The sequence below is a fragment of the Armatimonas rosea genome (genome assembly GCF_014202505.1).
Lineage (GTDB): Bacteria > Armatimonadota > Armatimonadia > Armatimonadales > Armatimonadaceae > Armatimonas > Armatimonas rosea.
Genome location: NZ_JACHGW010000001.1, coordinates 1,207,620 through 1,219,299 on the forward strand (window position 1 = coordinate 1,207,620; position 11,680 = coordinate 1,219,299).

The following is an 11,680-nucleotide window of genomic DNA, read 5'->3' on the forward strand; positions in this document are numbered from 1 at the left end:
GCATGCCCGACGGGCGCAAGCCGCACCTGCTCTGGTGGGTGGTGTTTCTGCTTGCGCCTGTCGCGCTCCTCAACTACCTCGACCGCCAGATGCTCTCGGCGATGAAGTTCTCGGTGATGGGCGAGCTGCGCGACATTGGCAGCGACACCCGCTGGGGGATCATGCTGGCGCAGTTCAAGTGGGTCTATGCCTGCCTGAGCCCGGTCGGGGGCTACCTGGCGGACCGCTTCAGCCGCCGGGGGATCATTGTGGGGAGCCTTGCGGTCTGGTCCGCGATCACCTGGTGGACCGGGCAGGCGACCAGCTACTCGGAGCTCCTCTGGGCACGCACCCTGATGGGAGTGAGCGAGGCTTTCTACATCCCCGCCGCGCTCGCCCTCCTCATGGACTACCACACGGGGGCCACCAAGTCCCGCGCGACCGGCATCCACATGGCCGCGATCTATCTGGGCGTCATTCTTGGGGGCTTTGCCGGCTATGTCGCCGATGCGCCCGGACTAGGCTGGCGCTGGGCGTTTCACACGGCGGGAGCCGTGGGGATTGTCTACGCGCTCCCGCTTTGGCTTTTGCTCAAGGACCCGCCGCGCACGGGAGAGAGCGCTCCCAGAAACTCCCCGCTCGGGGCGCTCAAGCAGCTACTCCGTAACCCGTCGTTTCTACTCCTGACGCTCTACTTTGCGCTGATCGCCTGGCCGGGCTGGATGATGAAAGACTGGATGCCCGCGATGCTCAAGTCCCAGTTCGAGCTGAGCCAGGGGCGGGCGGGGGTCTCGGCGGGGCTCTACGTGAACCTGGCGGGCTTTGTGGGGCTGTTTTTAGGTGGGCTCTGGGCCGACCGCTGGGTGCGAAAGAGTGTCCGCGGGCGCACCACCGTGAGCGCGATCGGGATGGGGCTAATTATTCCCGCTCTCTTTGGCCTTGGCTACTCGCCCAGCATTGGGGTGGCAATCGGGTTTCTGGCGCTCTTTGGGCTGGGCTTTGGGCTCTTCGATGGCAACAACATGCCCATCCTCTCCCAGCTCGTCCGCCCCGATCTCCGCGCGACCGGCTATGGCGTGATGAACTTTGTGAGCGTCAGCCTGGGGGGCTTTGCCGATATCGGGGTGGGGCGGCTCCGCGACTCGGGGGCGAGCTTCGCGGGGATTCTTAGTTTGACGGCGTGCGCGGTGGCGGTCAATGTCCTGCTGGTGCTGCTGATCCGGCCCCGCCCGGAGCTCACCCCGGAGCTAGAGCGCGTATGAACTGGCAAAAACTCCCCAACCTCCCCGACCGTGAGGGCTTTGCGGGCTCGTTTGCGGGGACAAGCCACGGGGCGCTGCTGGTCGCGGGCGGCGCGAACTTCCCGGAGAAGCGGCCCTGGGAGGGAGGCACCAAGGTCTGGACCGACTCCGTCTTTGGGCTGGAGCGCCCCGGCGGCACCTGGCGCACGCTAGGCAGGCTCCCCGGTCCGCGCGGCTATGGGGTGAGTGTGTCGTTTGAGGACAGCCTGCTCTGTGTGGGGGGGAGCGACTCGACCCGGCACTATCCCGACACGTTTGCGCTGGAGTGGCGCGACGGCAAGCTAGCGATCCATACCCTGCCTCCCCTGCCGATCCCGCTGGCGAACGCCTGCGGCACGCGGGTGGACGACCAGCTCTTTGTGGTGGGGGGGCAGGAGGCTCCGGGGAGCACGAGCGCCAGCAACCGGGCTTTCTGCCTGACTCTCTCTCGGAGCGCGGCGGGCTGGAGCGAGCTGCCGCCCTTGCCCGGCCCCGGGCGGATTCTAGCCACCGCGGCGGCGCACGAGGGGAGCCTCTGGGTCTTTGGCGGGGCGGAGCTCTTTGCCAAGGACGATGGCACGGTGCTGCGGCGCTACCTGCGCGATGCCTACCAGTACGCCCCCAAAACGGGCTGGCGGCGGCTGGCCGACCTACCCGCCCCCGCGGTGGCGGCACCGACCCCCGCCCCGACATCGGCGATGGGAATCTACCTGCTGGGCGGCGACGATGGCCAGCGCGCGGGCTTGCCGCAGCAGACGCACCCGGGTTTTTCCAAGACCCTGCTGCGCTACGAGCCCGCGACCGATCAGTGGCGACGCGTGGGGGAGCTCAGGGTGGCGCGGGTGACGGTCCCCGTGGTGCACTGGGAGGACCGCTGGGTGATCGCTGGGGGGGAGGCCCGGCCCGGTGTGCGCTCCCCCGAGGTCTGGGCGGTGCGGCCCTAGCGGAAGACAGCGTAGAGGCGTGCCGCGACAGTGGTGCCAAGACAGGGCCCCAGCAGATAGATCCACCCGTGTGTCAGCGCTGCTCCTCCCGAGACCAGTGCAGGCCCAAGCGAGCGGGCCGGGTTCATCGAGCCCCCCGTGAGTGGCCCCCCGATCCAGACCAAAAAGACCACGCACAGGCCAATCGCTACCCCTGCAACGGGAGTGGAGGCCCGTGGGTCGGTGGCGACCGCCAGAATCAGGAGCATGAGCAAGCAGGCAAGAGTCGCCTCCAGCACGAGACAAGAGAGCACCGAAGCCCCGACTGCGGGAACATGGGTCCCATGGGCACCGGCACCAAAGATCAGCGCGGTCAGGCCCGCCGCCAGAGTCGCTCCAAGTACTTGCGCCACGACATAGCCGGGGACCTGCTTCCACGGGAACTTGCCCGAGACCGCAAAGCCCAGAGTGACCGCGGGGTTGAAGTGCGCCGCGCTGATATGCCCAAAGGCGGTGATCATCGCCAGCACCGCCAGCCCCGAGACCCAGGCTGCCGCCGCCAGCGAGCTGTCGCCGCCGTGGAGCTTCCCCGATGCCGAGAGCGCGACAGGCGCAAAGACAATCCCAAACGTGCCGAGCAGCTCCGCGAGAAACTTCTGTTTCATGCAAGCTCTGCCAGGAGGGTCTCAACACGGGCCTTTATCTGGTCCCGAATCTCGCGCACCTTCTCGATCGGCTGGCCCTTGGGATCGTCTAGGCCCCAGTCCTCGGTGAAGAAGATGCGTGCGGGACAGGCATCCGCGTCCACTCCACAGCCCATCGTGATCTTCTTGTCCGCCCGATCTGCGAGCTCTTGGGTGAGCTGCTTGGGGCTCTGAGCGGCCATGGAGATACCGAGCTCCGCCATGACCTCGACAGCAACCGGGTTGATCTGGGTCCCCGCCACCGTTCCCGCCGACTCACCCACCACCGCGAGGCCACGCTCCTTGGCGTAGTGATTGACAAAGGCCTCCGCCATCTGGGAGCGTCCGGCGTTGTGGACACAGACAAAGAGCACGGTCTTCATGAGCAGCCACACCCCGTCTTTGCCATCGTCAGGCTCAGCCCACGTGCCTGGGGAGTACAGCACCCTGCGGGCTCCGCCCCTGCCTGAGGAGGTGCCTCAAAAGCGCCGTCCATCATGTCGTCCAGGATCGTGTAGATCTCCCAGGAATTGCCATCGGGGTCCTGTGCCCAGACCTTTTCTTGGCGGGCATGGCAGCAGACAGTGTCCCCCTCATCCAGGGAGACGAGCCCGGCAGCGGTCAGGCGCTCTCGGGCGGCCTGCACCGCCTCCACCGAGTCTAGGACCACACCCAGGTGGTTGAGGGCACCGCCTGTAGCAGGGAGTGCGCTCTGGTTGAGAGCCAGCTTGAGTGCTGGGGTCTCCAGGTCAAAGTTGGCGTAGCCGGGGCGGATTTTATGGGCAGGGACACCAAAAAACGCCTCGTAGAAAGCGACCGATCGTATCACATCGCTCACATTGAGCGAGACATGGGTCTTAGCAGCAGCCATGGGGTTTTTCTCCTAGAAATGCGGCAAGCGCCGCGACGGTTGAGGGATTGAGGGCACAGACAACAAACTTGCCACGCTTCTCCATCGTGATAAGCCCCGCGAGCCGTAGCTCCTTAAGATGGGCCGAGACCGTGGAGGTGATCTTCTCCGCACCGGTGATCTTGCAGCAGACCTCACCGACTGTGGGGCCGACCGTGGGACGAATCCCGCCATCTTCCTCTATGGCGGCGGTTGGGCAGCAGTCGCGCAGGCACTGAAAGATCGCCAAGCGGGTCGGGTCCCCGAGGGCTTTAAAGGCGGTGGTAAGCTGTTCGTCTGTCATGATGTTTTATTTCGCGAAATGACGAAATAATTCTACCCCCGTCTCGCACAAGGCGCAAGAAAAAAAATCGCGGCCCGGGTGGGCCGCGATAGAGTGGGTGGTTAGAGAGCGTGCTACTTCTTGAACGGATTGGAGAACTTGGGATCGCTGAGGATGGAGTTGTCGGTCAGCGTGCGCAGGAACGCGATCAGCGCATCCCTGTCCTCCCCGGAGATATTCAGGCGCTGTGGGACGCCCCCCGGCCCCTTGAGCCGGTTGTCGAGCGCGGGACCGTCTTTTACCCCCCCGATATAGTGGTCCACCACCTGCCCGAGAGTGGTGAAGCGCCCATCGTGCATGTAGGGGCCGGTGACCGCGATGTTCTTCAGCGACGGCGACTTAAAGATGCGGGTCTCGCCGGCATCGAGGCCATTGCTGCGCGAGTTGGCGGTAAGCGAGAAGGTCGGGATCGTGTGGCAGCCCGCACAGCCCGCCCCACCCTGGTTGGGTGCGAGGAGATAGACCTGCTTGCCGCGCTCCTCTTGGTCGGTGTAGCCCGTGAAGCGCGCCCCGATATTGGCATTGGGTTGCCCCGGGTTGAAGACCTTGGCGAACTCCGTGTCGAAGCGGCTATTCACCGAGACCATGCTGCGCTCGTACTGGGCGATGGCGCGCTGGATACGGTCCTCCGTGATAGTGCTATCGCCAAAGACCCACTTGAAGAGCTCGGGGTAGTAGGGGAGGGTGTTCATCTTGGTGATGAGCGCGGACATTCCTCCGTTGGCGGTATCGAAGCCCATCTCGACCGAGTTCTGGATCGGCTGGGTGGCCTGGGCCTCCAGGCTGGCGGCGCGCTTGTCCCAGAACATCTGCATCCCGGTGTAGAAGCGTGCATTGGCGATCCGCATGGCGTGCGCCCCTGTCTGGCCGCCCTCGAAGCCCGTGCTGAGTGTCTTGTTGTCGGTGAAGCCTTGGTTTTGGCTGTGGCAGGTGGCACAGGCGACCGTGTTGTTGCGGCTCAGGCGGGGATCGAAGAAGAGGACGCGTCCCAGAGTCGCGCCCCGGTCGGTGAGCTGGTTGTTGGCGGGCGTGTTGTTCTGCCCCTGCACAGTGGCATCGTAGTGCACCGGGTAGGTGGGGTTGGCGTAGTTAAAGAGGTTCGTCACGTCGATCGTCGTGTACTCTTTGGTCCCCGCAAACGGGTCTGGCGTGGGGGTGGGAGTAGGAGTCGGCGTGGGCGTTGGGGTCGGCGTCGGTGTTGGGGTGGGAGTTGGCGTCGGCGTCGGTGTCGGACTTGGGGTGGGAGTCGGGGTTGGCGTCGGCGTGGGGGTGGGCGTGCCGCCCGGGTCCGGTGTGGGCGTGGGTGTCGCGGTGGCTCCCGGTGTCGGGGTGGGGCTCGGTGTCGCGGTTGGAGCGGCCGTGGGGGCAGGAGTGGGCGTCGCCGCCGTCCCACCGCCCCCGCCACAGCCGCCCGTGGCAACGAGAGCAAAGGCTTGCAGGGTAAAGAGCAGAGAGAGGACGCGTCGCCGCCGAGGGGTGAGCAAGTCTTTTGATTCCATAGTGGCCTCAGGGTAAATCTTAGTCGTGAAGAAGTCATGAAGCGTGGCATATTGGCGGGGATTGGAAATCCCCGCCTCCCGAAAAGAGCGTCCCGAGGACGCGGGAAATGCTCGGCCTCTGCGCGTCCTCGGGACGCTCCCCAAACTCGGAGACGGGGATTTCCAATCCCCGTCTCCGAGTTTGTGCTAGAATTGCCTCATGAACGACAAGCGCTGCTACGAGCTTCGCATCTACACGGCGGGGGAGGGCAAGCTCGATGCCCTCAATGCCCGCTTCCGCAACCACACGCTGGGGCTCTTTAAGAAACATGGCATGACCAATGTAGGCTACTGGATGCCGCTGGAGAACCCGGAGCGCAAGCTCTATTACATCCTCTCGTTCCCCAGCCGGGAGTTTCGGGATGCCGCCTTCAAGGCCTTCGGTGCCGACCCCGAGTGGCAGGCGGTCTACAAAGAGTCCGAAAAAGACGGCCGGCTCGCTGTTAAGGTGGAGTCGCAGTTTCTGCACACGCTGGATTTCTCGCCCAAGCTCCCTGCCAAGTCCGCACGCCAGCCACGGGCCTTTGAGCTCCGGACCTACTTTGCCTCGCCGGGGAATCTGGCGCGGCTCCAGAACCGCTTTCGGCAGCACACGCTCAAGCTCTTTGAGAAGCACAAGATGACCAATATCGCCTACTGGGAGCTCGACCCGGATCAAAAAGGCGCGGACAACACCCTGGTCTATCTCATGGCCTACCCCAATGAAGCCGCCCGAAAAGCATCGTGGGACACCTTCCGCACCGACCCGGCCTGGCTCGCGGCGCGGGAGGCATCGGAGAGAGAGGCGGGCGGGATGCTGACCCTCAAAGACGGTGGCGTGGTCTCGGTGCCGCTTGCTCCTACGGACTACTCACCCCTCCAGTAATAGGCCGCGATGCCGCCCTATTTATCGGAGAGGCGGCGTTATTTCCTACTTCCCACAATTTAATGCCTCGGCAGTAAGCATTGATGAACCCGGTAGGGAGTGTTGATGAACGCGCTGGAGGCGTTGATGAGCCCGCTGCTCAGGATAACAGACGAGCTGGCCGGAGAGTAAGCTGGGGGCTCCCCTCCCATGTCCTGTCTCTCTAATCTCTGCCGGTGAGGATGTAGCAGGATCGCTTAAGTTTTGCGCGTCCTCGACGTAGAACAGCCCGGCGGAATGTGCTAGAATTCAAGCATATTCCGTGCGGGCTCCGCCCGCTTCGCCGAAGAGGGAAAAGATGCGCAGAACCGTTTGGGGAGTTGGCATGGGGGCCGGGCTGCTGGCCGCCTCGTTTGCAGTAGGAGCCGCGCCAGGGACACAGAAACCAGCGGCACCGGTGGTGGGCAAGCTATCCTACAACAAAGACATCCGGCCGATCTTGGCGGAGAACTGCTTCCCCTGCCACGGCCCAGACTCAGCCGCGCGCAAAGCCAGCCTGCGCCTGGATCGGCTGGCGGATGCGCGGGCGCGGGGGGCGATCGTCCCGGGAGACCCCCTGGCGAGCGAGATACTGCGCCGGGTGCGGCTTCCCCAGAGCGATGCCCTCACCATGCCCCCCGCCGCGGGCCACAAGCGCCTGACACCCGAGCAAGTCACGCTCCTGACCCGCTGGATCGGGGAGGGCGCACCGTACGAGCAGCACTGGAGCTACCTGCCGCCCAGGCCCCAGACCCCGCCCAAGGTGAAGAATGCCGCCTGGGTAAGGAACCCCATCGATGCCTTTGTGCTGGCCAAGCTGGAGGAGAAGGGGCTCTCGCCCGCACCGGAAGCCGACCGGCGGACCCTGGCGCGGCGGCTCTCGCTGGACCTGACGGGCCTGCCGCCCGAGCCCGCCGATGTCGAGGCGTTTGTGGCCGATAGAGCGCCCAATGCCTACGAGAAGCTGGTGGATAAGCTCATGGCGACCCCGCAGTGGGGCGAGCACCGCGGGCGCTACTGGCTCGATGCGGCACGCTACGCCGACACGCACGGGATTCACTTCGACAACTACCGCGAGATGTGGGCCTACCGGGACTGGGTGATCAATGCCTTCAACCAGAACATGCGCTTCGACCAGTTCACCATCGAGCAACTCGCCGGCGACTTACTCCCAGAACCCACTCTCGATCAGCGGATCGCCACGGGCTTCACGCGCTGCAACATCACCACCAACGAGGGCGGCTCGATCGACGAAGAAGTCAAGGTGATGTACACCCGGGACCGCACCGAGACCGCGGCGCAGGTCTGGCTGGGGAGCACGGCGGGCTGCGCGGTCTGCCACGACCATAAGTTCGACCCGATTAGCCAGAAAGATTTCTATAGCCTCTCCGCGTTCTTTAACAACACGACCCAGAACGCCATGGACGGCAATATCAAGGACACGCCGCCCATTATCCAGGTGCCGGTCAATGCGGACCGCCCACGCTTTATGGCGCTCCAGCGGGAGCTGGCCGAGGCGAAAAAAGCGACCGAGGCGCGCAAGGCCACCGCAAAAGCCGACTTCGACAAGTGGCTGACCTCCACGACACGCACCGCGCTGGCCGCTCCGACCGAGGGTCTGGTCTTCCAGGCGAAGCTCGATGAGGGCAAGGGCAAAGAACTCGCCGCGATCCGTGATGGACAGCCCGCAAAGTACCCCATCCTAGGTGGAGGCGCGAGCTGGGGCGACGGGCAGCTTGCCGAGAAGGCGTTTGTCAAGAAGCCCGGTGGCCCCGTCGAGCTCCCCGAGGTGGGCGACTTTGAGAACAACCAGGCGTTCACTTGCTCGGCGTGGATCAAGCTGCCACAGGGCAACTCCGGTGGTGCGATCATGGCGCGCATGGACGATGGCAATGACTACCGGGGCTGGGACCTGTGGGTCGAGGGCAATAAAGTGGGGAGCCATATCATCCATAAGTGGCCCGACGATGCCCTGAAAGTGGTCACGCAGGAGGCGCTCACGGTCGGAGTCTGGCACCTGGTGACCTTGACCTACGACGGTAGCCTGAAGCGCTCGGGGATGAAGGTCTATGTCGATGGTATCGAGAAAGCCACCGATGCCCAGGCCGAGAACCTAAAGGGAAGTATCAAGACGACTGTCCCCTTTAAGCTGGCCCAGCGCCACAACACCGCCCCGATCGAGGGACTGGCACTCCAGGACCTGCGGCTCTACAAGCGCGCACTCGCTGCCAACGAGGTTGCGGCGCTCCTGGCACTGCGCTCGGACTACCTGCTGGCGCTGGGCAGCGACAAGCTCAAGCCGGCACAACGCGACGAGCTGTTCTCGGGCTGGCTGGCATCGGGCGACCCGGTCTACAAGCAGCTCTCCAGCAAGCTCGCCAGCCTGCAGAGCGAGGAGGCGGCGATCAAGGGACGCGGAACCGTGGCCCATGTCGCCAATGAGAAGCCGGGGATGCCCGAGGCCTATGTGCTCTTCCGAGGAGAGTACGACAAGCGCCGCGATAAGGTGACCCCGATGACCCCGGCCGCGCTCCCCGCGATGAGCCCTGCGCTCCCCAAGAACCGTCTGGGGCTGGCCAAGTGGCTGCTCGCGCCGGGGCATCCGCTGACCGCGCGCGTGACGGTCAACCGCTACTGGCAGGAGCTCTTTGGCACTGGCCTGGTTAAGACCGCAGGCGACTTTGGGATCACCGGCGAGCTGCCCAGCCACCCTGAGCTTCTGGACTGGCTCGCCCTGGATTTCCAGCGCGACTGGAATGTCAAGCGCTTCTTCAAGCAGCTGGTGATGAGCAGTACCTACCGCCAGGCCGCGCTCCTCACGCCGGAGAAACGCGCCAAAGACCGCGACAACCGCCTGCTCTCCCGTGGCCCGCGCTTCCGCATGGACGGTGAGATGGTGCGCGACTACGCGCTAGCGACCAGTGGTCTCTTGGTCAAGAAGATCGGGGGCGCGAGCGTGAAGCCCTACCAGCCCGATGGGGTCTGGGAGGCGGTGGCGATGATCGGCTCCAACACCCGCGACTATCGAAGAGATACCGGCGAGAATCTCTACCGCCGCTCGATGTACACCCTCTGGAAGCGCGCCGCCCCGCCGGCATCGATGGAGCTCTTCAACGCCCCCAACCGCGAGACCTGCACCGTCAAGCGCGAGCGTACCAACACGCCCCTGCAAGCCCTCGTGACCCTCAACGACATCCAGTTTGTGGAGGCGGCGCGGCAGCTTGCGACCAACTCGCTCAAGAGCGGCAATGCGCTGGACTATCTCTCTCACCGCCTGCTGGCCCGCCCGCTCACAGCCACAGAGCGCGTCATCACGGAGACAAGCCTAGATGAGCTCAAAGCCCACTACGACTCCCACCCGAAAGAAGCGCGGGAGCTCATCACCTTCGGCGAGTCCAAGCCCGACCCGAGCCTCAACACGGCCCAGCTCGCCGCCTGGACCATGCTCGCCAATCAGATGCTCAACCTAGATGAGGTACTAAACAAATGACGTACGAAAAAGAACCGATCGATCCGCTGATTGCGGAGTGGGTGCGCCTGGAGACCCGGCGGCAGTTTCTGCGCCAGGGAGCCAATGCGCTCGGAATGGCCGCGCTGGCGGCGCTAGGCGGCGAGGCCTTTGCAAAACCGCAAATTTCCCCCACGCGTGGGGGCCAGGGGGCGAAGTACAAAACGGTGCCAGGGGCGCTGCCCAAGCTGCACTTCGCGCCCAAGGCCAAGCATGTCATCTACCTGCACATGGTCGGGGGGCCGCCGCAGATGGACCTCTTTGACTACAAGCCGGAGATGGTCAAGATGTACGACAAGGACCTCCCCGAGTCGATCCGCAAGGGCCAGCGCCTCACCACTATGACCAGTGGACAGGCACGCTTCCCGATCGCGCCCAGCAAGTTCGCCTTTAAGCAGCACGGCAAGAGCGGGATGTGGCTCTCGGAGCTACTGCCGAACCTGGCGACTAAGGTCGATGACATCTGCTTCATCCGCTCGATGCACACCGAGGCGATCAACCACGAGCCCGCGATTACCTACATGCAGACCGGCAACCAGGTGACCGGGCGGCCGTGTCTGGGGGCGTGGACCAGCTACGGGCTGGGCTCGATGAACTCGGACCTGCCGACCTTTGTGGTGCTGGTGGCGCAGCCCAGCAACACCGACCAGGTGCAGGCGATCTCCGCGCGGCTCTGGCAGTCGGGCTACCTGCCGGGCGAGCACGCGGCCTGCTCGTTTCGGGCGGCGGGGGACCCGATCCTCTACATCAACAACCCGCCTGGAGTCGATCCCACGGTGCGCCGCCAGACCCTCAATGGCCTCAAGGCGCTCAACCAGCTGACCTACCAGACAGTCGGGGACGAGGAGACCCACACCCGGATCGCGCAGTACGAGCTGGCGTTTCGCATGCAGGCATCGGTCCCCGAGCTCACCGACATGAAGAACGAGCCCGAGAGCACCTACCAGCTCTACGGCGATGCCGCCAAGAAGCCGGGGAGCTTTGCCTACACCGCTCTGATGGCCCGCCGCATGGTCGAGCGAGGCGTCCGCTTTGTCCAGGTCTACCTCAACAACTGGGACACCCACGCCAATGTCGCTGGCCGGCTTCCGAGCCAGTGCAAGGATATCGACCAGGCTTGCGCAGGGCTGATCCAGGACCTCAAGAACCGGGGCCTCTTCGACGAGACCCTGATTATCTGGGGCGGGGAGTTCGGGCGGACGATCTACTCTCAGGGCGGGCTCTCGAAGGAGAACTACGGCCGTGACCACCACCCGCGCTGCTTCACGATGTGGATGGCGGGCGGCGGCTCGAAGGGCGGGACTGTCTACGGCGAGACCGACGACTTCTCCTACAATATCGTCAAAGACCCCTGCGATGTCCACGACTTCCACGCCACAGTGCTAAGATTGCTCGGCATCGACCACGAGCGCTTTACCTACAAGTACCAGGGGCTGGACCAGCGGCTCACAGGCGTGGAGCCCGCCAAGGTCATCAAAGAGCTGATTGCGTGATGCCGCCGGGGATTGGAAATCCCCGTCTGGCGTTTTAGGGGAGCGTCCCGAGGACGCGCGGAGCCATTGTGCTCCTGCGTCCCCAGGACGCTCTTTTCGTGAGGCGGGGGATTTTCAATCCCCGCCGCTGGCCTCCCTGGGAAGAGATCGGCTATAATGGC

The 11,680-nt window shown here is 64.5% G+C and carries 10 protein-coding genes; 5 read left to right on the top strand and 5 right to left on the bottom strand.

Features of this window, described 5'->3' with window-relative positions:
* Nucleotides 1–2 precede the first annotated feature (2 nt).
* Nucleotides 3–1,241: an MFS transporter gene (locus HNQ39_RS05585; protein ID WP_184192955.1), complete on the top strand. Its 1,239-nt coding sequence runs from the start codon at nucleotides 3–5 to the stop codon at nucleotides 1,239–1,241.
* Nucleotides 1,238–2,203: a galactose oxidase gene (locus tag HNQ39_RS05590; protein ID WP_184192956.1), complete on the top strand. Its 966-nt coding sequence runs from the start codon at nucleotides 1,238–1,240 to the stop codon at nucleotides 2,201–2,203. The genes HNQ39_RS05585 and HNQ39_RS05590 overlap by 4 nt, the downstream gene beginning before the upstream one ends.
* Here HNQ39_RS05590 and HNQ39_RS05595 read toward each other — a convergent pair.
* From HNQ39_RS05595 to HNQ39_RS05615, 5 genes are all read right to left on the bottom strand, one after another.
* On the bottom strand, nucleotides 2,200–2,847 hold the full coding sequence (locus tag HNQ39_RS05595) for an MIP/aquaporin family protein (RefSeq protein ID WP_184192957.1): 648 nt from the start codon (nucleotides 2,845–2,847) through the stop codon (nucleotides 2,200–2,202). The genes HNQ39_RS05590 and HNQ39_RS05595 overlap by 4 nt on opposite strands.
* Nucleotides 2,844–3,248, bottom strand: coding sequence for an arsenate reductase ArsC (locus HNQ39_RS05600; RefSeq protein ID WP_184192958.1), 405 nt, complete (start codon nucleotides 3,246–3,248; stop codon nucleotides 2,844–2,846). The genes HNQ39_RS05595 and HNQ39_RS05600 overlap by 4 nt, the downstream gene beginning before the upstream one ends.
* Complete coding sequence (locus tag HNQ39_RS05605) at nucleotides 3,245–3,736, bottom strand: ArsI/CadI family heavy metal resistance metalloenzyme (protein ID WP_184192959.1); 492 nt, start codon at nucleotides 3,734–3,736, stop codon at nucleotides 3,245–3,247. Before HNQ39_RS05605 ends, HNQ39_RS05600 begins: the two co-directional genes overlap by 4 nt.
* Entirely contained in the window at nucleotides 3,723–4,058 is a 336-nt protein-coding gene (locus tag HNQ39_RS05610; RefSeq protein WP_184192960.1) for an ArsR/SmtB family transcription factor, read from the bottom strand. The genes HNQ39_RS05605 and HNQ39_RS05610 overlap by 14 nt, the downstream gene beginning before the upstream one ends.
* Nucleotides 4,059–4,171: 113 nt before the next feature.
* Nucleotides 4,172–5,596 carry a cytochrome-c peroxidase gene (locus tag HNQ39_RS05615; protein ID WP_184192961.1) on the bottom strand — a complete coding sequence of 475 codons (1,425 nt, stop codon included), beginning with the start codon at nucleotides 5,594–5,596 and terminating at the stop codon, nucleotides 4,172–4,174.
* A gap of 199 nt (nucleotides 5,597–5,795) precedes the next feature.
* Here HNQ39_RS05615 and HNQ39_RS05620 point away from each other — a divergent pair, with 199 nt between their 5' ends.
* From HNQ39_RS05620 to HNQ39_RS05630, 3 genes are all read left to right on the top strand, one after another.
* A complete protein-coding gene (locus HNQ39_RS05620; RefSeq protein ID WP_184192962.1) occupies nucleotides 5,796–6,500 on the top strand; it encodes an NIPSNAP family protein in 705 nt (234 codons plus the stop codon).
* A gap of 337 nt (nucleotides 6,501–6,837) precedes the next feature.
* Nucleotides 6,838–10,008: a DUF1553 domain-containing protein gene (locus HNQ39_RS05625; protein ID WP_221289817.1), complete on the top strand. Its 3,171-nt coding sequence runs from the start codon at nucleotides 6,838–6,840 to the stop codon at nucleotides 10,006–10,008.
* Entirely contained in the window at nucleotides 10,005–11,519 is a 1,515-nt protein-coding gene (locus tag HNQ39_RS05630) for a DUF1501 domain-containing protein (RefSeq protein ID WP_184192963.1), read from the top strand. The genes HNQ39_RS05625 and HNQ39_RS05630 overlap by 4 nt, the downstream gene beginning before the upstream one ends.
* Nucleotides 11,520–11,680: the final 161 nt, after the last annotated feature.

Excerpts from the sequence above, each read along its gene's own strand:
- HNQ39_RS05585 (WP_184192955.1), top strand. The coding sequence starts at position 3 with ATGCCCGACGGGCGCAAGCCGCACCTGCTCTGGTGGGTGGTGTTTCTG.
- HNQ39_RS05590 (WP_184192956.1), top strand. The coding sequence starts at position 1,238 with ATGAACTGGCAAAAACTCCCCAACCTCCCCGACCGTGAGGGCTTTGCG.
- HNQ39_RS05595 (WP_184192957.1), bottom strand. The coding sequence starts at position 2,847 with ATGAAACAGAAGTTTCTCGCGGAGCTGCTCGGCACGTTTGGGATTGTC.
- HNQ39_RS05600 (WP_184192958.1), bottom strand. The coding sequence starts at position 3,248 with ATGAAGACCGTGCTCTTTGTCTGTGTCCACAACGCCGGACGCTCCCAG.
- HNQ39_RS05605 (WP_184192959.1), bottom strand. The coding sequence starts at position 3,736 with ATGGCTGCTGCTAAGACCCATGTCTCGCTCAATGTGAGCGATGTGATA.
- HNQ39_RS05610 (WP_184192960.1), bottom strand. The coding sequence starts at position 4,058 with ATGACAGACGAACAGCTTACCACCGCCTTTAAAGCCCTCGGGGACCCG.
- HNQ39_RS05615 (WP_184192961.1), bottom strand. The coding sequence starts at position 5,596 with ATGGAATCAAAAGACTTGCTCACCCCTCGGCGGCGACGCGTCCTCTCT.
- HNQ39_RS05620 (WP_184192962.1), top strand. The coding sequence starts at position 5,796 with ATGAACGACAAGCGCTGCTACGAGCTTCGCATCTACACGGCGGGGGAG.
- HNQ39_RS05625 (WP_221289817.1), top strand. The coding sequence starts at position 6,838 with ATGCGCAGAACCGTTTGGGGAGTTGGCATGGGGGCCGGGCTGCTGGCC.
- HNQ39_RS05630 (WP_184192963.1), top strand. The coding sequence starts at position 10,005 with ATGACGTACGAAAAAGAACCGATCGATCCGCTGATTGCGGAGTGGGTG.